The sequence below is a fragment of the Maccoyibacter intestinihominis genome, assembly GCF_040096355.1.
GTDB classification, from domain to species: domain Bacteria; phylum Bacillota; class Clostridia; order Lachnospirales; family Lachnospiraceae; genus Maccoyibacter; species Maccoyibacter intestinihominis.
The window spans coordinates 22,175-44,197 of record NZ_JBBMEX010000004.1 but is presented as its reverse complement, the minus strand read 5'-3'; the positions used below and the strand labels follow the sequence as shown (position 1 = coordinate 44,197).

Here is a 22,023-nt window from a genome sequence, read left to right as displayed (position 1 = left end):
GAAACGGTATGAGTATTTTAGTGACCGGAGGTGCCGGATTTATCGGAAGCCACACCTGTGTAGAACTTTTAGAAAACGGATATGATGTAGTTGTCGTTGACAACCTGAGCAACTCCTGTGAGAAGTCTTTAGAGCGTGTCAAAGAGATTACCGGAAAAGAGGTTACTTTTTATAAAGGTGACATTTTAGACAGAGATTTTTTAGAGAGCGTTTTTGAAAAAGAGAATATTGCCTCCTGTATTCATTTTGCAGGTTTAAAAGCAGTTGGTGAGTCGGTAGAAAAACCGTGGGAATATTATCACAACAATCTGACCGGAACCCTGATTTTAGTGGATGTATTGAAAAAATATGATGCGAAGAATCTGATTTTTTCATCGTCAGCAACCGTTTATGGAGACCCGGCACAGATTCCGATCACCGAGGAATGTCCGAAGGGTCAGTGTACCAATCCGTATGGCTGGACAAAATCCATGTTAGAGCAGGTTCTGACGGACATTCAAAAGGCAGATCCGGATTGGAATATTGTACTGCTTCGCTACTTTAATCCGATTGGCGCACATGAGAGCGGTTTAATCGGAGAAAATCCAAATGGGATTCCAAACAACCTGATGCCTTATATTACACAGGTTGCAGTAGGAAAATTGAAATCCCTTGGTGTATTTGGCAATGACTATGATACGCCGGATGGAACCGGAGTGCGTGATTTTATCCATGTTATGGATTTAGCAAAAGGTCATGTAAAAGCCTTGAAAAAGTTAGAGGATCATTCAGGACTCAGCATTTACAATTTGGGAACCGGAGTGGGATACAGTGTCTTAGATGTGGTAAAGAATTTTGAAAAAGCAACCGGAATTCAGATTCCATATGAGATCAAGCCTCGCCGTGCCGGAGATATTGCAACCTGCTATTCGGATGCATCCAAAGCAAAAAGAGAGCTTGGCTGGGAAGCAGAATACGGAATTTTAGAAATGTGCCGTGACTCCTGGAACTGGCAGAAAAAGAATCCAAACGGCTATTAGATCGAAAATTGTCGAAATTCATCAAAATGTCTGTTTTGTCGAAAACAGGCATTTTTTTGTTGAAATTTTTATGAAAAATCATAAAATAGTAAATATATGGGGTATGAGAAATTGTAGGGCATTCTAAGAGTTAGTATACAATACAATTCAAATTTCAATTAAGTCTAATTTTTATTAAACAGAATCCCAAGCAAAAAAATAAATACCACGTTGTCATATAAGCGAAACTGACTTTGTGGAAGCGAAAGGTGGTGAAAGAGTTTTGAAAATAATTAAAGGAGGAGGTCATCACGGCAAAGAAAAAATCAAAGAGACTGTTATTTGAAATCCTTGCAGGAGTTATGTGTCTTACTGTTGGTATGATTGGAGGACCGTATGTCAAAGGAATGGTCGGTAAGGTAAAGGAAACGCCTGTTCGCTCAGTGACTTTCCATGCTAATCTGGAAAGGATTGCTGTCATTAATCTGGATACCGGCGTCGAAAAGAAGGGAGAGCAGATTTACTATGCTGCAAAACTGATTGAATACCCGGATGAAAGCTATCAGACTACAAGTTTATAGAAGAAGCAAAAGACGGAATGAAAAAAGATTTGTATGGAGCATATATTATCATACCTTCTACATTTTCAACAGCCGTTGACAGTATTAATGGGACACCTCAAAAAGCGGTATTTGAATATCAGATCAACCCACATTTAGAGGGACAGGACAGAGATAATATGATCTATGAACTTACCGCCTTTCAGGACAGTATCCGAAATAATGTATCATATGTATTTTTAGATGCAATTTTGAAGGAAGTACATAATGTACAGGATGGTTCAATGACAATACTTGCAAATGACGACTCGGAAAGAGAAAATCTGTCAGGTGTTTCGGCAGAAGAATTGATACAGACAGTAGAGTTTACAGAGTTAAAAGAGAACAATGAGGTCATTAGCTACAAATATACTTTTGGATGCTACAAATAATCTTATAAAGCAGATAGTATTCGAGAAAAAGCAGTATAGCCATAAGATGCTGGGATTAGCGTGCTTGGATGCCGTAGAGAATCAATTGGTATCAATTCTCTGGAACCATAAATATTGAAACCGTTTGTCTGCTTTCAAAGAAACCTTGATTTTCTGCGGTTTATGGGATATTAAGAAAGAAAAATGGATGTGTGTTTTCCGGTCTTTTGAATGAAACATTTGAATATCGAAACAGTGGGGTGTTTTGAGACTCTGCTGAATAATAGGCTTTTGCTAAAAGGTATCACTTTTGCGAAAATGTATGATACCTTCCGACAGAAGCCTTTTTATATAAAGATAACTTGACTTCTAAATCTTACTGATGTAATATTTACACGAGTGCAGCAGGAGTTCGAACGATATTTTTTTGTTGTGAAATCTTACACATGTAATAAAAAGGGAGAAGGAATGTATAGTATGATATATTCATCAAAGAGAAATTTTTTTACTCAAAAATCTTACGAATGTAATATTTTTGAGATATAGTGTGCATTGAAAATAGAATATGACCATATCAGCAAAGCAAAATGAATGGAGGTCAATATGAAGAAAGGAAAAAGCAGAAACAAGCGAAAGAAAACAAGAAGCAGGCTCCTATGGATTGTGATTGCTGTTATAGCAATAGCTGCGGTAATTTCTGCAGTATGCGTGGCAGGAATGTTGGCAACAAAGGAAAATGCCTGGAGGACACCGGAAGAACTTCTGGTGGAGTATATGGATCATATTCCAAAACAGGAGTATGAAGAAATGTATGCGATGCTACATATTGAGGCATCGGGAAATGTCAGTCAGGAGGATTTTGTAACTCGAAATTCAGCTATTTATGAAGGTATAGAAGTCCAGAATATGGCTGTCCAGATTATTGCATATGACGAGGAGCAAATGACGGTAACATACCAGGCTTCTTTCGATACAGTTGCAGGAACTATCAGCTTAGAGAATGAAGCACTTTTTCTAAAGGGCGAAGATGGATACAAGTTGGTTTGGGATGATTCACTGATCTTTCCAAATTTAGCTTCTACTGATAAGGTGAGAGTTTCTACTACACAGGCAAACAGGGGAGAAATTCTGGATAGGAATGGACGAGTGCTTGCTGGAAAAGGAACTGCATCTTCGGTTGGAATCGTTCCGGGAAAATTGGAGAACAGGGAGGAAGCAATCGCTAAGATTGCAGAATTACTGGAAACCACGCCGGAAGTGATAGAGAAGAAATTGTCAGCACAGTGGGTAAAAGATGATTCTTTTGTTCCTATAAAAACGATTCCGAGAGTGGAAGAAATTGAGTTAATGTCTTTCAGTCCAGATGAAGAAGTCCTAAAGGAGAATGAAAGGCATGAAAAGTTGCTGGAGATTCCCGGAGTGATGATATCTGATGTTGAAGTGCGTGAATACCCATTAGGGGAAGCAGCTGCACATTTGGTCGGATATGTTCAAAGTGTTACTGCGGAAGATTTAGAGGAACATGCAGGAGAAGGCTATACAGCCAATAGTGTAATCGGCAGAAGTGGAATGGAGGGATTGTTCGAAAGTGAACTCAAAGGCCAGAACGGTTGCAGGATTTATATTGTAAACTCGGAAGGCAAAGAGAAGGAGGAACTTGCTTGCATCCTGGTACAGCATGGACAGGACATCCAGCTTACGATAGATACTGATTTACAGGTTTCCTTGTATGAGCAGTTTAAGGAAGATAAAAGCTGCTCGGTAGCCATGAATCCTTATACTGGAGAGGTATTGGCTTTGGTCAGCACACCAGCCTATGACAATAACGATTTTATTATGGAATTATCGAGTGAGCAGTGGACTGCACTTAACGAGGATGAGAATAAGCCAATGTATAATCGCTTCCGGCAAGTATGGTGTCCGGGGTCTACATTTAAGCCAATTACCGCTGCGGTCGGCTTGGAATCAGGAGCAATCGATCCAATGGAAGATTACGGGAACGTAGGCTTAAGCTGGCAAAAGGATGCATCGTGGGGGTCCTATTATGTAACAACACTCCATGCATATGAACCAGTCATTTTAGAGAATGCCCTGATATATTCCGACAATATTTATTTCGCAAAGGCAGCATTAAAGATTGGATCAGAAGAGATGGAGAGTTCTTTGACTGGACTTGGTTTTAATGAGGAATTGCCATTTGAGATTAAGATGGCAGAGTCGCAGTATTCTAATTCAGAGGGAATTGAAACAGAAATACAGTTAGCTGATAGCGGTTACGGTCAAGGGCAGGTTTTAGTGAATCCGTTACATATGGCTTGTATCTATTCTGCTTTCTGTAACGAGGGAAATGTCATAAAGCCTTATTTGGTATATCAGAATGAAGCAACAGCTGAGTATTGGATTCCGGGTGCCTTTTCTAATGAGACAGCAAGCCGTGTATTGGAAGGAACAAAGAAGGTTGTGAATGATTCTAATGGAACTGGATATGCAGCCCATCGGGATGACATTCTTTTAGCAGGAAAAACAGGTACGGCAGAAATCAAGGCATCGAAGGAGGATACTTCGGGTACGGAATTAGGATGGTTTGCAATTTTTACAGCAGAAGATACGGTAGAACGTCCTATATTGATTATCAGCATGGTAGAAGATGTGAAAGGAAGAGGAGGAAGCGGATATGTTGTTAAGAAAGACAACCGGGTTCTGGAAGAGTGGTTTGGCAGCAATTAGTTTCGTACTGATGCTTAGTGTTTCGGGGTGCAGCGATGCACCCCCGGAAGAAGATACAGTTTCGGAAACAGTAATTGATATTCAGGCTATTCAAGAAGAATCAGAGGAGAATGCAGATGAAATTATAAGTGTCTGCATTAATCTTTATGAGAAAGCAGAAGAAGAAAATAAATTAGCGGATTTGGAAACAATCCGTAGTATTGTAAATCGTCTTGGAGAAAATGGATATCCGGCTGTTGACAGCAGAAATCAAGTTAACATGACTGAGGCAGAGCAGGTACTGGAATTTTGCGAAAAGGTGGATGCACAGGAAGAAGCAGAAATAACGATTCTTGAAGTCAGTTATTTGGGCGGATTTGTAAAATACGATTTGCACACAAAAGATGGAAATGTAGATGTGGTCAGAAGCTATTACAAGTATGAAAACGGAAATATGAAAAGAGAGGTAACAGGAAACTATCAGGCGGAGTATTGGAATTATACAGAAGAAGGTTACCTGATGTTTTCCGGTGTCTGGTTTTCAGAAGAATTATATGTTCTTACATTGAGTGGGGCAGAGGAACATACCGCATTACGAGTACTGCCATTGGATGAAACATATCGGGAGTTGAGTCGGAAATATCTCCGACCAATCGGCTTTGAACAAAATAATATGTTCATTGTAGATTGGAGCGAGGAAGATTTCGGGGATTTGAATTTTTATGATATGTATGACATTCTCTATCCAAAAGTGAATGGTCAATATGTTCCCTATGTTGCTGATGACAACTTATCAGTCAGTGCAGTTTATCAGATTCCAAAAGAGGAATTTGAAAGTGTTATTATGAAATATTTCAACATTGATAGTGAAATGCTACAATCAAAAACCATCTATGATTCAGAGGATTCAACTTATGAATATAAGCCGAGAGGCTTTGAAGAAGTAGAGTACCCCGAATATCCATATTCAGAGGTAGTAGGTTTTACAGAAAACAATGATGGGACAATTACACTTATAGCCAATGTAGTATTCCCTTATGCGGGTGATTCCAAGGTATATGCTCACGAGGTTGTGGTCCGTCCGTTAGAGGATGGAGAGGTACAATATGTATCTAACCGAATTATACCATCTGAAGACAACTGCAGAGAAACTTGGCATACGCCACGGTTGACGTTAGAAGAATGGGAAGAATTGTACGGAGGCGAATAATGGAAGATATGAAATGGCTGTTGAAGAGATGTGGCTTTCCGATTTTGATATTGCTGACTGTGGTAATAGCAGGAATGATCTGTTGGGGACTGCTGCATACGGAAGAAAAGAAAGTGGCAGAGGAAGTATGGGAGCCTCTGGTGGAAATCGAGGACAGTGAAACGGTAACGGAGGAAGAAAACGATACGGAAACTTCCATAGATTCAGCATATTGGTTTATTCCGCAAGCCAGTGATTGTCTTATCTTGGAAGAGGAGAAGGAGCAGCTGCAGAGTACGGTTTTGTCAGCAGCAGAATCGGTCAGAGAAATCTATAAGGATATTGTAATTGCAGATGCACCAAGCTACTCTTCCGGTATTAATGAATTTACCCACGAGCAGAGGAAAGCCGTGGTGGAACAATTGGGCAGAAGTGGTTTGGTAAGTGTTGAAGAAGATACTGCCATGCAAAACCATGAAGTAATCGAAACATTTTATGCAGATTACTTGGATGGACGGGACTCGATGGTTACGGTATTTGAAGTATATAGAGATGGACTGATTGGAGCAGTTACCTTCATTTATCGGAAAGGTGAGCTGCAGACCTATTACATAGGAATTCGGTGGAAGGAAGGCGGTATACCAGAGATACAGGGAACTTCGGTAAGTAATGTGGCTGAGATTAAACTGACCGAAAAAGGATATTTTATCTACGCATATGAATATGTGATTGCACATGCAAGTTTGAGACAGTATTGGAGAATAGAAGCGCTTCCGGAAGACTGTCGGGAATTGACGGAGAAATACATATCAGGACTAAGCTATGTGAATTACAATGTGCTTGTCACAAATTGGGACAGCAGCAATGTAGAGGACATTCTGATGCCTTGTATGTATGAAGATATTTATCGGATTTCTACGGGCGAAAATCTGAAAACTGAAGATTGGAAGATTCCGGCAGAGGAATATGAAAGGATAATGACTACTTATTTTCCGGTATCGGTAGAACAGTTGAAAGAGCATTGCGGGTATGCTGAGGGCAGCAACAGCTATGAATATGAGATGATTTATGCCAGCCCATACCCACCTTTTGGAGAGGTGGTTGACTATACAAAAAATGCGGATGGAACGATTACACTTATCGTAGATGGAGTATGGCCGGATTATAATTCTGATCTCGCTTTTCGGAATACGGTTGTGGTTCTGCCATTTGAAGACGGAACTTTCAGATACCTTTCCAATTCTATAGAACAAATTGAGTTGGAACTGCCACCGATAGCAAGAAAGAAAGGATGATATTATGGCATTAAAGAAAAAAAGCATTCTGCTGATTATGGCATTTCTGATTGGATGCGACCTGTGTGCCTGTGGAAAAGAAGATAGCGTTGTGGGTGAATCTCTTGTGGAAGATACGGAAGAAGTATCTTCCACGGAGGAAACAAAAAGTGCCGAGGAAGAGGCTGCAGAACAATGGGAAAAGGGCTACGACCTTCCAGTAGATGAACAGGAAAGGGAAGAAGCTGAGACTGACTGTAAAAAGCTGATGGAACATTATCTTGATATTTATGAAACTGCAGATAAAGGGATAGCATCCAATGTTGTTTTGGATGATCAAACGGTTCTTGAAATGCAGAAGAAGGTAAAGGACGCAGGATATCCAATTGCTACGATGGTAACGTATTCTAACATGGGGAATTATGAAAGTGTCGATAGTTTTCTTAAAGAATGTATGGAAGGGCAAAGCGGTTCTGTAGTAATTTATGAAATCCACAACGATGGTGGACTGGGCAGAATGAAATTCATTTTTGATGGAACGGATATGTATGTTGTAAGTACAAGAGGAATCTGGAATGCTGACAACGAGCCGGGAATTTCGTACATTTCATATACGAGACTCAAGGAATGGAAATACACGGAAAAAGGATGGTTCTGCTATGAGTTGTGTGTGCCGGAGCCACCGGAAGTCAGTGAAATTGTGGATGGAAGCTGCCTGATTAGAATAAAACCTATGACAGAGGAACAGCGTGAAATGTCTGAACGTTGTGTTCGAGGTCTTGGATATCAGGGAAATAACCTTTTGTGTTCAAACTGGAATATAGAAAATCTGAATGAGTTGGATTATAACGGGATGTTTGAATATCTGTATGGAATGAAATATGGAGAAAAATTTAATTCCGAAGATTATCCAAATGGTATCCCAAAAGAAGAATTCGAAAGTCTGATTATGGAATATCTTCCGATAACAGCAGAGCAGATACGGGATTACGCAGTATTTGATGAGGAAAACCAGACCTATTATTGGGTGCGACTTGGATGCTTTAATTATGCGCCTACCTTCTTTGGGACATCTCTGCCGGAGGTTGTCGACATCAAAGAAAATCAAGATGGAACAGTCACATTAACAGTTGAGGCGGTTTGTGACATGGTCATTTGCGATGATGCAGTCATAACCCATGAACTTACGGTAAGGTTTGCAGAGGATGGCAGTTTTCAGTATTTGGGGAATGAAATCCTAAATGACGGAATTATGCATATACCAGATTACCAATACCGTATTAAAGAATGATTTGATAATACTGGTGTTTTATGGTATTTTTACAGATATGAAGAAAGGAGACTTACATGAAATATATTTATAAAATCACGGGAAAAGTAAGTTTAATACTATATATATTTATGTTGTATCAATTCTGGCATCTATGTCAATATGGTGGCTTGAGAAGGCATATACCGATGTTGGCGTTAGGTATAATAGGATTGGTTGGCACAGTGGTTCTCTGGCTGATTTCGAAAAGGCATAATCAAGAAGTTAATTCAGGAGATAATGGAAATAAGAAACTTTTCTATACGGAAATGATACTCCTTATAGCAGCAACTTTATTCTTTGTTGGACGTATCGTTTATTCTGCAGTTCCGTATCACGGGGCACTGTCTTGGAAACTTGATGAGTGGATGCGTAAAAAAGAAGTAGAACTGGAGCATAATAATCTTTTTGAGGATGGTGTAGAAGGGATTCTGATGGATTTGGATGAAGCATTGCAACTGCCGGAAGAACTCTATATTGCAAATAAATATCAGGTGTCATTTGATGAAAACGGAACGATTCAAAGGATTTATGCATTCATATATGGAAAAAATGAGGCTGGAGAGAAAAAAACGTATCTTATTGATTATGACGCAGACAGCAGTAATGATATGACTGTTTGGATAGATGGTAATGTGAATGGAGAATATAGTGACGATATGCGTTTGTCTCCAATGATTGAAATTTTGAACAATTCAGACTGGACGAGTCAGGTAGAGGTGTGGGCTGAAACATTTGAAGAGCAGCAGATTTATGAAATACTCTATATGGGGCGAAGATCTTTTAGTTCAGAGGAAGGCTTACAATATATTTCGGGAGATGCAGATGGTGATGGAACTGAAACAGGAACCGGCAATTTTACTCAGCTTAGAAGCGGTGGAGAAATCGTTGGGTTTGAGGTATCTTTGCATATTCCTGATTTAAATAGTGTCACACCTGTTCGATATATTATGGAGCCTGAGTACGTCAGTCAACAAGAATTGAAGCAGGAGAATACGATGCAGCAGGTGGAGGATGCTAAAGATACAGAAAGTTGGACTGTGGATCAAAGTGATGGAACTATGTATTTCTTTTTAGATGAAAATAATGGATGGCGTTTGGTGATAACGGATGCAGCTGCCGGAAGCAGATTTTATGTAATGGAAAAGACAATGGATGGTGGTTCTACTTGGGAATGCATAAATGATGATCCGTTCAGTGGACAATTGGGAGTTGCAGAAGGTTTAATATTTTATGATGAGAACTTTGGGGTTGCAGGAATTACAGGCGCATCCCAGTCCTATTCCCGCTTATATGTCACTCGCGATGGCGGAAGGACCTTTGAAGAAATGAAACTTCCAATGGATCTTGTTTCAGAATTACCACAAATCGCTATCGATTGCGGATTTACGGTGGAGGATTTTGATTACCTGAATATGCCTGAAAAAGAGGACGACACATTGACGATAACGGTTACCACAGATGCAGCGGAGAAAGATGGGATTGTATTTCAGTCAACTGATTATGGAGCGACATGGGAATACAAAGGGCTTGTTCAGATAGCGAATTAAGAAAAATCGGGTAAAAGTCAGAGATTGACCTTTACCCGATTCTTTATTTCCAGATATTCATGTCGGACAAGATAGACATGGTTATTTCAGTTGCGTTGCCTCCGGTAGCATCGCTGTCTGCACCAATGTTGGTAGCGAAAAAGTATGTATTATCTACAGTTTCGATATAGCCGATAAACCATCCGTTCACATCTTGGCCATCCACACGTCCGGTTCCGGTCTTTCCGTAGAATGTTCCGGCATCGGAAGAGGAAAGGCAGATGGCATCTTTTACTGCATTGATATTTTCAGGGGAGAAGCCAAGGCTGTTATTCTGCAGCCTGGTTAGAAGTTCGACCTGCTCTATTGGGGAAATCTTCAAGGAAGATTCCATCCAATAAGTGGAGAAATCACCACTTATATTTTCGTTTCCATACCCAATTTCCTCAATATAGTTGGAAATTTTAGCGGCTCCAAGCTGTTCGTCCACAGATTCAAAATACCAATTCACGGAGGAATTCATTGCAGACTGTAAAGTCTGATCCGCATTCCATGCTTCAAATGGATAGGTTTCGCCATTCCATGCAATGAACGAATTTTCTGGTGTAATGATCTCTTCTTCCAATCCGAACAGGGCATCATATATCTTGTAGGTGGAGTTTGGAGCAACTCGTAAGGTGGCATGCTCCATGTCGTGTATGCTCCATGCATCATTTTCTAAATCGTATAAAACAAAGCTGCCTTCGTATTCTCCGAAGTATGTGGAGAGGTCTACATAGGAAATATTCTCAGAAGAAGTTTTCCATTGATAATGGCTGACCTCTGCTGCGTATGTAGATAAAATCGGAGCGAGACCAAGAAGCAGGACAGCGGTCAGCATGAAAGCAGTCATGCCCTTTAGTCTTTTCATAAATGTTGGCTTTTCATAAGAGGCAATATTAATAATTCTCCGTTTCATCTGCTCCATGTTTCCACCAAGGCCGGCGGCAAACGGAAAAGGAGTAAGTGAAACCTTCTCTGCAAAGTTAATCAGTGTATTGCCATAATCTTCGTAAGCATCCTCTTCAAGCATTTTCAAAACGGAAGTGTCACAGGCAACCTCTCTGTCATTACGCATTTCTTTCAGTGCGTACCAGACAAGAGGATTGAACCAATATACTACCCCAGCAAGATTCATCAGATAACTGGCAACAGCATCTTTGTGCTTATAGTGCTGCAGTTCGTGCAACAGCATATATCGCATATCGGATTCGTTGTAATCAGAGATCAGATGAATCGGCAGATAAATACATGGTTTCAAAAGTCCCACAATAATCGGGGATTTCAAAAATGCAGTACTGTAAACAGGGATATTTCTGTGAATTCCCATTTCCTCCAAACATCGATGATATAGTCTGCGTACTTCCGGGTTCTGAAGGGGAAGTCCAGATTTCTCCAAATTGCGTAGGCGGAGTGAGGATTTGATTACTAATATGATCATTGCAAAAATGCCTATAATCCATATCCCCAATAATATGTATCCGGCAATGGATGGTGTTTCGCTATTTACAGAAAGTGCGAAATCATTCATCCAGTCTGTATTTCCGACCGGATGAATTCCCACAGCTTCTCCCATAGCGGTTGCAGTGCCGGAAGCAGGGGAGCTTCTTAAGCTACCAAGCCACGAGAAGATTTGTGGAAATCCGATGAGACGGAACGGTATAAAGGGAACTGCCAGCAACCCAAGGAGCAGGAACCACAGATTATACTGCATCCGGCTGGACAGGTTGTTTTTGAATATCCGCTTGGCTATCAAAAGAATTCCGATGATACCGCTGATAAATACATTGCATATTAAAAAGCGTATCATAAAATTAGCCACGTTAATTTCCTCCTTTTTTTGACCTCTTGGAAAGAAGGGAACGTAGGGTGTCTATTTCTGTTTCAGACAGTCTGTCATTTTCTATATAGGCAGACAGCATGGCAGTGATATCCCCGTCATAGTATCGTTCCAGAAAAGAGTTGCTTTCCTGGCCGATGTATTCGCTTTCTTTCACGACTGGGGTATAAACAAACACTCGGCTCTGTTTTTCATAAGTCAGAACGCCTTTTGTTACGAGACGTTTGATTAAAGTCTGTATCGTCTTAGGACTCCAGCTTGTGGTCTGTAATAATTTATCTGTTATTTCATTGGTACTGATCGGCGCATGTTTCCATACGATTTTCATAACTTCAAATTCAGCTTCAGAAATCTGTGGTAAATCGCTCATTTCAAATTCCTCCTTAAATCTTACGACTGTAATAAATATATTATAGACGTTATTTATGTGGTTGTCAATTTCAGAAAAAACATATTGACTTGAAATCTTACTTGTGTAATAATTGAAATATTACAAGAGTAAGATTTGGAGATGGCAACAAAAAGAAAAGAACCAGAATCACAACGGATTAGCTGGTTCCTTTACTCGTTTGAATTACTTCTTTTATGTATGAGTGCTAAGAGGTATTCAATTGCTGGAAGAATCTCGGCTGCCTCTTGCTCATCACATTCCTGTAGCATCAATAACAGTTTTTGTTTTTTCACCCCATCCGTAGCAGTGTTAGGGTGGAAAATACGGTCTGCAGGAATGTGTAAATAAGCGATGATCTGGCACAATACTTCGAACTTGGGATTACCACGGTCGTTTTCAATATTTAGTATTGTACGCTCATCACAACCTATTTGTTCAGCTAATGCTGCTTGAGATAGATGGGCTTCTTCTCTGGCAGCCCGGACTACCTTCGCAAGATTTTTTACATAGTCATGCATTACAATTCACCTCAGTGCTAGTTTACACTACAGGGTAAATATTATGAATTGAAAGATTTGGGGATAGGGATTATTTTTGAAAAGGAAAATATCAATACCCTCGATGCAAAGGGCGAAGTGTTGCTGACAATTCTTTCCTCACTGGCACAGGACGAGAGCCGATCCATTTCAGAGAACTGCACATGGGGAATCCGCAGAAGGTTTGAGACAGGAAAACACAAAATGAGTACAAAGCGTTTTCTTGGCTACGATACGGATGAAACGGGGAAGCTGGTAATCAACAGGACACAGGAGCCGATTGTAATTCGGTTGTATCAGGAATTCCTGGACGGAAAAACAACCGATTACATCAAGAGGATTTTTGAACGGGAAGGTGTGAAAAACTGGGATGGCGGTACGAAGTGGCAGTCCACAACCTTAATGAGTATGTTGGAAAATGAAAAATACAAGGGTGATGCCTTGTTGCAGAAAAGTTATACGGTGGATTTCCTCACCAAGAAACGTACACAGAACAAAGGGGAAATCCAGATGTTTTATGTGGAGGATGACCATGATGCCATCATTTCAAAGCGGATATGGGAATGTGTACAGCTTGAAATAAAACGCAGGAAAAAGTATCTGGAGGAGCATGGGACAAACTCCTATTCCCACCGGTCGGAAAGCAATCCATTTGCATCCAAGATAATTTGCGGAGACTGTAATAAGGTGTTTGCACGGAAAGGCTGGCGGAGCAGCACGGGCGTTGACCGTAAGGTATGGCAATGCAGTGAACGCTACAAGGTCAAAGGAGTCATGGGATGCGCCAACCGCCACGTAGAGGAAAAAACGCTGATAAAGGCATATCTGATGGCTTGGAATGTGTTGGTGGAAAACCGAGAGGATTTCATGGAGCAGTGGACAGAACAGCTGCAGAGCGAGAACCTATTAGAAGGTTATCGAGCAGAGAAGTTCATAGAATACACCGATGGGGCAGAACCTTTGACGGAGATGGATACGGACTTCATGCTGAAAACGCTGGACCACATCAAGGTTTTTGAGGATGGAACATTGTTGGTGGTCTTCCTGGACGGAACGGAGATTGAATGTAAAAATGAAGAGGAGTAAGAGAAGATGCCGATTGGGAGTTGCGATTCCTGATCGGCTTTTTTTCTTGCTCTTTTTCGGATAGTAAAATGTAGGTGGATGTGGTAAAATATTAGTGCATATTTTAAATGCAAAAGAGGTGAAACAAATGAACCCGTTAGCTTATTTTAGAATATTTAACAATGAAGATTGCCCTTGTGGAAGTGGAAAGAAGTTTAAGGAATGTTGCAAAGGAAAACCCGATCATGAACCTGTGCAGAGTAAAAAGCCTCCAGAAGTACAAATAATGGAGCAGATGAGAAAGTCTATGGTTAAATGCTGTATGCATCCTGACCAAAGCAATTGTAATGGTAAGATTAAAAATGCTCATGCACTGCAAAATAATAAAATCATATCATTACTTGCAGGGACTGAACGCCATGTGTACACTATGGATAAAAAACGGCAACCACTCATTATACCTATTGAGGGCGAAGAACCAGAAGTGATGGTGGAGTTCTCCAGGGTTAGTGCGAACGATGCTACAACAGAAACTTGTTTTTGCGATAGACATGACAATATCGCCTTTGCTGTTATTGAAAAAGGAGCGCCAGATTTTGATGTAAATAGTGAACCAATGAAATTTGTTTATGCATATAAAGCTTTTATTTTTGAATATTATAAGCAGGAAGTTTCACATAAAATTTTTCAGCAATGTTTTAAGAAAAGACCACCTGTTTTTCAACTACCTCAGATGGTTGGCTTATATAGAGTGTCGCAATTACGCTTGAAAGAGTTTAAACCTGTAAAGAGACATTTCGATTCAGAGATAATGGCTGGTACATACAATGGAATAGAAACATGTGTAATTACTATCCCGGAAAGAATTAATTTTGCAAATTATACATTTATAGCACCGGATTATGATTTGAATGGAAAAAGGATAAAGCATACTATAAAAGGTGTCATGCACCGGATTGCAATAACTGCTTTTCCTGAGGATACAAAGTCATACATACTTTTGAGTTGTTTATCTAGTGAGAAGCATATTTACGCTAAGTTTTTTGAACAGATAAATAATGCATCTTTAGAGAAAGTTAAATTTTATTTTTCAATGATATTACCTTTATATTCTGAAAATATGGTATTAAGTCCGGTTCTTTGGAATAAGTGGGATGACGAAATAAAAATGGCGTTTACTTTCTACGCAAATCTAAATGGAAAAATATTCAAAAGGTACAGTATTGCAATAGGAATGGGATTGAGAAACGCAGCAAATAGTAAAGTTCCATTTGATTACAGTAAAAGAGGAAAAATAGATTTGTTTATGAAATAAAAGATTTTATTATTAAGAAACTTTGATAGCATGGATTATACATAAAAATACTTGCAGAAAATAATAGTTGGAAAGGAAAAACATGGATAGAAATACAATTGGAAATGAAATCGAGGCTGAAATAAATGCAAGCTATAGATATAAAAATTTGAGAGAACTTATAGATATACTGCTTTCAGTAATTATTCTGAAAACAGGAAAAAAGGAATTGGTAGGTATTGAAGAAAGACTGTATGTTTCCTTAGGTAAAATTTTTGATGGGGAGACTACTATAAATGACATAAAACTGTGTTTGTCTAATGTCATCAAGATAGAACCTCTTTTGAAAAAAATGATTTTACTTATTGATGAAGATGAATATGATAAGATAGTACAAGAGAATTTGGGTTTAGCACATGTAATTACTCAATTAGGTCTTAATCCAGATAACAAGAAATTGGATCGAAAGCCGGAGGACTATTTGGGCGATGGTAATTATATGGAACATATAGCAAGATCCTATGCATTAAGAAATAGTGAGTCGCACACATATGTAGGTTGGACACGAAGAGAAATATATACCAATTTGGATAGTGTGCTGATAACTTGTTTAAGAGCAGTAGAAATAAATAAAAAGGCATTGCTCAGTAATCTGAAAAAGAAGAGTATTAATAATGAATTGAATATTGAAAATTACTTAAATGAGATTACACAGCAATTAAAAAAAAGAATGTCTAGATTTATTCATATAAGGGGAGAAGAGAATTTTTCTGTATTGGGTAGCTATGTCATCGAATATCAGGATGATACATCTGATTCTAGGAGAAGAAAAGGCACTGTTGAATATTTAAGAGATAATAGTATACCAGAACGAAGGATGATGATATGGGGCGAAGCTGGTATGGGGAAGACTACAACATTAGAATATTTAACATATATGGATGCAAAAAAAAGATTGAAAGATTCAAACTATAATATTCCTGTATTAGTTTTATTGGGAGTTATGACAAAAGCCACGTATACTATAAAACAGTATATATGTGACAAACTTGATATTGGGGTAGATATATGTGAATCTCTTTTAGAAGAAGGAAAAATCAATCTATTTTTGGATGGTTTAAATGAAATACCAGCTGATGCAGGCGGCAATTTAAAAACTTTAAGAATGCGCGAAATAAAGCAATTACTTAGAGATTATCCCAAAACATTTATTATAATTACTAATCGTCCACAAGATACTAGGGATTTTAATAATGTGCCAATTTTTAATTTGATAAAATTATCTAAAGAAGAAATGAGAGATTTTATTAAAAAAAATGTAGATGAAGAAGACGTGAAAGAACTTTTGTTTACCTCAATTAATGGAAATGAGAGATTTGTGCAAATAATAAATACGCCATTAATCTTATCGAGATTAATAGAGATTGTGCGATATAAGAAGGAAATTCCACATAGTGAAGGTGAAATTATCGCTGAATTTTTAAATTGCTTATTGGTAAGAGAAAAAGAAGAAAAACAGGATGCACGATTGGATATAAAGCGAATAATATACCTTTTGAGAATGATTGCATTTGAGAGCCTCGAAAAGAAAGAAGCAAATTCAGGAATGACAGAGTCAGAGGTATTGAAGTATTGTTCTAAAAGTATGGATACATATAGGTTTCAGTATGATGCATTATATGCATTAGATATAGTTTTGCAATTAGGTATATTAGAAAAAAGAGAAGATTTATATGTATTTTCGCATCAGGCATACCAGGATTACTATTATGCTATGGAAGAATTGGCGGTGATACAGTCTTGAAAATAAGAAAAAATCAAATTAGAGATAAGTGTCAATCAGATAAGTATTATGCTTCAATAAAATATATGGCACACAGTTTACGTGGTAAAGATAGAGAAAATTTTATTATTACAGTTTGTGACCTTAATATTTATTTGGGGTGTATATGTGCTTTGACATGTGAAAAAAATGCAACGGTTGAGGAATATATCTGGAAAACTTTAAATAATTATTTTCAGCCAAGAAAAATAAAATTTTATGATAAATCTAGTGGGATATGGAAAGAAAATATAAAAAAACTGAATAGTAAAGATATTACATATTACCTTCTTGCCTGCAATGTGATGGGTAATATGAAAGCAATAAAATGGTATATTTACAATCATGAAGTTGATAAAGCTATTATAATTCAGTTAGCAAAAAATATGAATGAAGAGCAACTGGTAGATTTAATATATACACTTTATAGATCTTCTCAAAATTGGGATAAAATAAGAGGCATTGGTTCTACTAAAAGTTTGTTTTTGTATAAAAATGATTCGAGAATAAAAAAGATTCTTAGTGGGTTATGGTATAAGGATAGAGATGCATTTATACAATTAGCATACGATACAGGTTGGTTGGGAGATTTGGGGAAAAAGGCTCGCAAAGGAAACCGTATTTTTATCGAGTGTTTGGTTGGGGCAAATAAATTGCTGTTAACTATTGAGTTAATAGAAGAAGTCTTATGTGATTTGGAAAGTGATGAGAGTTCATATGATACTTTATTAAAATTAGTTTTAAAGGAAAAAGGTGAGAGAAAACAATTTGCATATATATTGTATATTCAAAAAATAAATAATGGATATATAATGAAGGCTAAAGATTATGTGATTTTGAAAGGTTTAGGAAAGCCATCGCAAAAAATAGTCAATTATTTTATACCTTTTTTCTTAGATTTAGTAAATGGAGATTTTAGAACTAATATCAATCTTTTTGAATTAGGAGATGCATTATCAAATGTTATTGTAAAACCAAATAAGATAACACCCAAAGTTGGATATGCACGTAATAAAAATTTGAATCTAGCATTAAAGACTACTAAAAATATAGATTTGAAAAAAGTGCTATTCTTTTACTTTAATACTACAATGTCCGTCAAAGCAAGTTTGGATGAGTTGTTTAGACTTTTGAATATGTATCATGATGTTCAACCAGGTGAGTTAATTCGAAAACTACAATCATTTCCAATATGGGTAAAGGCAACTGGAATAGAACAAGGTAAAAGTAATAATATAACTACGGAGAACTATCTTAAAATCGAGCCACAAATTGAAGTCGGAAATGTTATTTTAATGTCAATTGTTGACTATGATTATGTTTTAAAAGAATTTGTTGCCAAGCCATATACCGGCTCTATTTTTTAGGAATTAAGATAGTCACAGGAAAGACAGAGGTATGGAAGAAATAGTAGTTATATGTATAAATAGGGGCGATTACTATGATACGTTTATCTCTTTGTCACTTTGTTGAAAAAATATACTAGAATGTGGGGTAAACGCTATCCCCCCTAAGTGGGGTATGAATCTTTTCGCAAAAGGTGACAGTTTCGCTATTTAGTATAAGAAGAAACTTTCACCGCATGTGGAGACAGTCTGCCTTCTGTCGAGAAAAGCCCAATAAATCAAAGGATTTCGCCATTTTGGGAATAAAATAGATGTGTGTTTCTGTTTCCATAGAGTGATGATATAACTGGAGTTTTACCCCAGGGGATAGGCTTTTGGGAATAAGAAATACACATTTTGGTGAAAGGATACTTTTTCGCAAAAGTAAATTTGTGATATGGGGGATAAAATTGTCACCCCACTTTGAACACCTATTGCATACTTTCGCTATGCAGTATAAAATCAAAGTTCAGGGGAATATTGAAACCGTTTGTCTGCTTTCAAAGAAACCTTGATTTTCTGCGGTTTGTAGGATATTAAGGGGAGAAAATGAATGTGTGTTTTCAGGTCTTTTGAATGAAACATTTGAATATTAAAACAGTGGGGTGTTTTGAGACTCTGCTGAATAATAGGCTTTTGCTAAAAGGTATCCAATAGTGTAATCGGCAGAAGTGGAATGGAGGGATTCTTCGAGAGTGAACTGAAAGGCCAGAACGGTTGCAGGATTTACATTGTAAACTCGGAAGGCAAAGAGAAGGAGGAACTGGCTTGTATCTTGGTACAGCATGGGCAGCATGTTCAGCTTACGATAGATGCCGATTTGCAGATTTCCTTGTACGAACAGTTTAAGGAAGATAAAAGCTGCTCGGTGGCCATGAATCCTTATACCGGAGAGGTATTGGCTTTGGTCAGCACACCGGCCTATGACAATAACGATTTTATTATGGGATTGTCCAGTGAACAGTGGACTGCGCTTAACGAGGATGAGAATAAGCTAATGTATAATCGGTTCCGGCAAGTGTGGTGTCCGGGGTCTACATTCAAGCCAATTACCGCTGCGGTCGGCTTGGAATCAGGAACAATCGATCCAATGGAAGATTACAAGGTCAAAGGAGTCATGGGATGTGCCAACCGCCACGTGGAGGAAGAAACGCTGATAAAGGCATATCTGATGGCTTGGAATGCGTTAGTGGAGAATCGAGAGGATTTCATGGAGCAGTGGACGGAACAGCTGCAGAGCGAAAACCTCTTGGAAGGTTATCGGGCAGAGAAGTTCATAGAATATACCGATGGGGCAGAGCCTTTGACGGAGATGGACACGGACTTCATGCTGAAAACGTTGGACCACATCAAGGTCTTTGAGGATGGAACATTGTTGGTAGTGTTCCTGGATGGAACGGAGATTGAATGTAAAAATGAAGAGGAGTAAGAAAAGATGCCGATTGGGAGTTGCAATTCCTGATCGGCTTTTTATCGGCTTTTTTTCTTGCTCTTTCATCTAGTAAAGTGCAGGGATTTGTGGTAATATTATATAAAATACGCTTTATGAAGGAGGTCAGATTTTGAATAATTTTAGGTTTAACTTAAAAGGTCAATTAAATGAAGTGAAGTTGCCTGAATATAAGGCTTTATGGCCTCTTTTTGAAACCATTGTAAACTCTATTCAATCGATTGAAGAGTCAACAAATTCTCAAAATGGCCAGATAACAATTTTAGCTAATCGCTTAGAAGATAGGCAAGTGAATATGGATGGAAATGAAGAGTTAAATCCATTTTATGAATTTCAGGTAATCGATAACGGAGAAGGCTTTAATTCTATTAATTATAACTCGTTTTTGGAGGCGTATTCCAATTTGAAAGTTTCAAAGGGGTGTAAGGGAATAGGTCGCTTTTTATGGCTGAAAGCATTTACTAAGGTTAATATTGAAAGCGTATATTGTGAAAAAAATAGATGGCTAAAAAGAAGATTTGAATTTTCAGCAGATAATGGGATTGAGCCGGAAAAAAATATAGAGGATAGTAGTATCTCGGAATATAAGACTGTTGTTACGCTTTCTAATTTCATATTGAAATATAGGAAAAAGGCACCATTGTCGTTGGAGGCTTTAGCAAAAAAAGTTATAGAGCATTGTTTGCCATACTTTTTGGGGGATAATTGTCCACATATTGTATTGAGGGATAATTTGGGAGAGACTTATGATTTGAACAAATACTTTGACAGTACAATAAAGGATTCGTTACACAGAGATGAATTTGAAAAAGACGGGAATAAATTTTCGTTGTATCATATCAGAATGGCAGAAGGTGCTGTGAAGCACGAATTACATTTTTGTGCCAGTAAACGAGAGGTTAAATCCTATGACTTAAGTCAATATATTACCGATTTGCAAAAAAGAATTGTAACGGATGAGGGGGAAGCGTTTTATTACTTAGGATATCTGACTGGAGAATATTTGGATAGAAACGTAAACCTTAACAGAACGGCTTTTGATTTTGAAGAAGAGGATACACTTTTTGCGAGTGTATCAGAAAGAGAACTCATTGAAATTGCAAAAGAGTATATTTTGGCTTATTTAATTGATGATTTAAAAAAGATAAAGGATGCAAAAAGAGACTTTATTGATTCATACGTTCAGAAAGAAAAGCCTCAATATCGTTATTTATTAAATAGAAAACCAGAATTGTATGATCAGATTCCTGCTAATTTAAGTAAAGAAAAATTGGAATTAGAATTACATTCTGCCACACAAAAATGGGAGACTGAAATTCATTCTCAAGGCAGAGAGATAGAAAAGAAGGTAAAAGACAGTAAATTTGACAGAGAAAACTTTAGTAAAATATTCAATGAATATTGCAGTTCAATTACTGAAATTAGTAAATCAAGTTTGTCAGAATATGTTATTAGACGAAAAGCAATATTGGATTTATTAGAAAAGGCAATAGAAATTCAAGAGGATAACCGGTATTGCTCAGAAGAAACTTTGCATTCTATTATTTGCCCAATGCGGTATACGTCTGATGAAATTGAGTTTGAGGAGATGAATCTCTGGATTATAGATGATAGGTTAGCATATCATACCTTTTTGGCATCTGATAAGTTGATGAAGTCATTACCAGTATTAGATACGTCGGTCGAAAAGCGTATGGACATTGCTGTTTTTGATCAAGCATTTTCATTTTCTGATAATCAGGATTTTTTTAATTCAATATCTATTGTTGAATTTAAAAAGCCGAATAGAAATGATTTAAAAGATGATGATAAAAATCCGATTAATCAAGTGCTTGGATATGTTAAAAACATAAAAGAGGGAAAAGCAAAACGTCCAAATGGCAGACCATTTGTAAATGTAAGTAATACAGCTTTTTATTGTTATGTGATTGCTGACTTGACAGATTCCATGAGAGAGGATGCAGTAAATGCTGGTCTTATATTGACTCCGGATGGAGATGGTTATTTTGGATATAATCAGACAAGAGGTGCTTATATTGAAGTAATATCTTATGATAAATTAGTAAGAGATGCTAAACAGAGGAATCAAATTCTTTTTGACAAATTGTTTAATCCGAAAGTAAATGAGGTTTTAAATTCCAAGTTGTTAAACGAATAGGGTTAATGTATAGTCATGGTGCCAATTAGACATTTCTAATTGGCACTACCCATTTAAAAGAAAAAGAA

At 37.8% G+C, this 22,023-nt stretch carries 16 protein-coding genes and 1 pseudogene; 14 read left to right on the top strand and 3 right to left on the bottom strand.

Annotated features, from left to right (window positions below):
- Window positions 1-8: 8 nt before the first annotated feature.
- The 8 genes from galE to WMO43_RS04930 all read left to right on the top strand — a co-directional run bounded on the left by galE (window position 9) and on the right by WMO43_RS04930 (window position 9,996).
- The gene (gene galE, locus WMO43_RS04965) at window positions 9-1,019 is read left to right on the top strand and encodes a UDP-glucose 4-epimerase GalE (RefSeq protein WP_353530332.1); all 1,011 of its coding nucleotides are present in this window, start codon (window positions 9-11) and stop codon (window positions 1,017-1,019) included.
- A 341-nt stretch (window positions 1,020-1,360) separates the two neighbouring features.
- Window positions 1,361-1,579, top strand: coding sequence for a hypothetical protein (locus tag WMO43_RS04960; RefSeq protein WP_353530331.1), 219 nt, complete (start codon window positions 1,361-1,363; stop codon window positions 1,577-1,579).
- A 17-nt stretch (window positions 1,580-1,596) separates the two neighbouring features.
- A complete protein-coding gene (locus WMO43_RS04955) occupies window positions 1,597-1,989 on the top strand; it encodes a YhgE/Pip domain-containing protein (RefSeq protein WP_353530329.1) in 393 nt (130 codons plus the stop codon).
- Window positions 1,990-2,571: 582 nt separating this feature from the next.
- Window positions 2,572-4,695 (top strand): penicillin-binding transpeptidase domain-containing protein, encoded by a 2,124-nt coding sequence (locus tag WMO43_RS04950; protein ID WP_353530327.1) that lies wholly within the window; start codon window positions 2,572-2,574, stop codon window positions 4,693-4,695.
- Window positions 4,643-5,884: a DUF6070 family protein gene (locus tag WMO43_RS04945; protein ID WP_353530325.1), complete on the top strand. Its 1,242-nt coding sequence runs from the start codon at window positions 4,643-4,645 to the stop codon at window positions 5,882-5,884. Before WMO43_RS04950 ends, WMO43_RS04945 begins: the two co-directional genes overlap by 53 nt.
- Window positions 5,884-7,158, top strand: a complete 1,275-nt coding sequence (locus WMO43_RS04940; protein WP_353530324.1) for a DUF6070 family protein — start codon at window positions 5,884-5,886, stop codon at window positions 7,156-7,158. Before WMO43_RS04945 ends, WMO43_RS04940 begins: the two co-directional genes overlap by 1 nt.
- A 4-nt stretch (window positions 7,159-7,162) precedes the next feature.
- Window positions 7,163-8,428, top strand: coding sequence for a DUF6070 family protein (locus tag WMO43_RS04935; protein ID WP_353530323.1), 1,266 nt, complete (start codon window positions 7,163-7,165; stop codon window positions 8,426-8,428).
- A gap of 56 nt (window positions 8,429-8,484) precedes the next feature.
- A complete protein-coding gene (locus WMO43_RS04930; RefSeq protein ID WP_353530322.1) occupies window positions 8,485-9,996 on the top strand; it encodes a WD40/YVTN/BNR-like repeat-containing protein in 1,512 nt (503 codons plus the stop codon).
- 43 nt (window positions 9,997-10,039) lie between these two features.
- Here WMO43_RS04930 and WMO43_RS04925 read toward each other — a convergent pair whose 3' ends face one another.
- The 3 genes from WMO43_RS04925 to WMO43_RS04915 form a co-directional block, all read right to left on the bottom strand.
- Window positions 10,040-11,836 carry a BlaR1 family beta-lactam sensor/signal transducer gene (locus tag WMO43_RS04925; protein WP_353530320.1) on the bottom strand — a complete coding sequence of 599 codons (1,797 nt, stop codon included), beginning with the start codon at window positions 11,834-11,836 and terminating at the stop codon, window positions 10,040-10,042.
- Window position 11,837: 1 nt separating this feature from the next.
- On the bottom strand, window positions 11,838-12,224 hold the full coding sequence (locus WMO43_RS04920; RefSeq protein ID WP_004059103.1) for a BlaI/MecI/CopY family transcriptional regulator: 387 nt from the start codon (window positions 12,222-12,224) through the stop codon (window positions 11,838-11,840).
- Between the two features lie 191 nt (window positions 12,225-12,415).
- Entirely contained in the window at window positions 12,416-12,763 is a 348-nt protein-coding gene (locus tag WMO43_RS04915; protein ID WP_353530318.1) for a helix-turn-helix transcriptional regulator, read from the bottom strand.
- 57 nt (window positions 12,764-12,820) lie between these two features.
- Between WMO43_RS04915 and WMO43_RS04910 the strand changes: the two genes are divergently transcribed.
- The 6 genes and pseudogenes from WMO43_RS04910 to WMO43_RS04885 all read left to right on the top strand — a co-directional run bounded on the left by WMO43_RS04910 (window position 12,821) and on the right by WMO43_RS04885 (window position 21,955).
- Complete coding sequence (locus WMO43_RS04910) at window positions 12,821-13,867, top strand: recombinase family protein (RefSeq protein WP_353530316.1); 1,047 nt, start codon at window positions 12,821-12,823, stop codon at window positions 13,865-13,867.
- Window positions 13,868-13,994: 127 nt separating this feature from the next.
- Window positions 13,995-15,161, top strand: coding sequence for an SEC-C domain-containing protein (locus WMO43_RS04905; protein WP_353530315.1), 1,167 nt, complete (start codon window positions 13,995-13,997; stop codon window positions 15,159-15,161).
- A gap of 82 nt (window positions 15,162-15,243) precedes the next feature.
- On the top strand, window positions 15,244-16,944 hold the full coding sequence (locus WMO43_RS04900) for an NACHT domain-containing protein (RefSeq protein WP_353530313.1): 1,701 nt from the start codon (window positions 15,244-15,246) through the stop codon (window positions 16,942-16,944).
- Window positions 16,941-18,329: a hypothetical protein gene (locus WMO43_RS04895; protein WP_353530311.1), complete on the top strand. Its 1,389-nt coding sequence runs from the start codon at window positions 16,941-16,943 to the stop codon at window positions 18,327-18,329. The genes WMO43_RS04900 and WMO43_RS04895 overlap by 4 nt, the downstream gene beginning before the upstream one ends.
- A gap of 667 nt (window positions 18,330-18,996) precedes the next feature.
- A pseudogene (locus tag WMO43_RS04890) lies at window positions 18,997-19,464 on the top strand (penicillin-binding transpeptidase domain-containing protein); the annotation flags it as partial.
- Window positions 19,465-19,909: 445 nt separating this feature from the next.
- Complete coding sequence (locus WMO43_RS04885; protein WP_353530310.1) at window positions 19,910-21,955, top strand: hypothetical protein; 2,046 nt, start codon at window positions 19,910-19,912, stop codon at window positions 21,953-21,955.
- Window positions 21,956-22,023 lie beyond the last annotated feature (68 nt).

Bases quoted from the DNA above. Each gene is read 5' to 3' on its own strand.
- galE (WP_353530332.1), top strand. From the start codon at position 9: ATGAGTATTTTAGTGACCGGAGGTGCCGGATTTATCGGAAGCCACACC.
- WMO43_RS04960 (WP_353530331.1), top strand. From the start codon at position 1,361: ATGTGTCTTACTGTTGGTATGATTGGAGGACCGTATGTCAAAGGAATG.
- WMO43_RS04955 (WP_353530329.1), top strand. From the start codon at position 1,597: ATGAAAAAAGATTTGTATGGAGCATATATTATCATACCTTCTACATTT.
- WMO43_RS04950 (WP_353530327.1), top strand. From the start codon at position 2,572: ATGAAGAAAGGAAAAAGCAGAAACAAGCGAAAGAAAACAAGAAGCAGG.
- WMO43_RS04945 (WP_353530325.1), top strand. From the start codon at position 4,643: ATGTTGTTAAGAAAGACAACCGGGTTCTGGAAGAGTGGTTTGGCAGCA.
- WMO43_RS04940 (WP_353530324.1), top strand. From the start codon at position 5,884: ATGGAAGATATGAAATGGCTGTTGAAGAGATGTGGCTTTCCGATTTTG.
- WMO43_RS04935 (WP_353530323.1), top strand. From the start codon at position 7,163: ATGGCATTAAAGAAAAAAAGCATTCTGCTGATTATGGCATTTCTGATT.
- WMO43_RS04930 (WP_353530322.1), top strand. From the start codon at position 8,485: ATGAAATATATTTATAAAATCACGGGAAAAGTAAGTTTAATACTATAT.
- WMO43_RS04920 (WP_004059103.1), bottom strand. From the start codon at position 12,224: ATGAGCGATTTACCACAGATTTCTGAAGCTGAATTTGAAGTTATGAAA.
- WMO43_RS04915 (WP_353530318.1), bottom strand. From the start codon at position 12,763: ATGCATGACTATGTAAAAAATCTTGCGAAGGTAGTCCGGGCTGCCAGA.
- WMO43_RS04905 (WP_353530315.1), top strand. From the start codon at position 13,995: ATGAACCCGTTAGCTTATTTTAGAATATTTAACAATGAAGATTGCCCT.
- WMO43_RS04900 (WP_353530313.1), top strand. From the start codon at position 15,244: ATGGATAGAAATACAATTGGAAATGAAATCGAGGCTGAAATAAATGCA.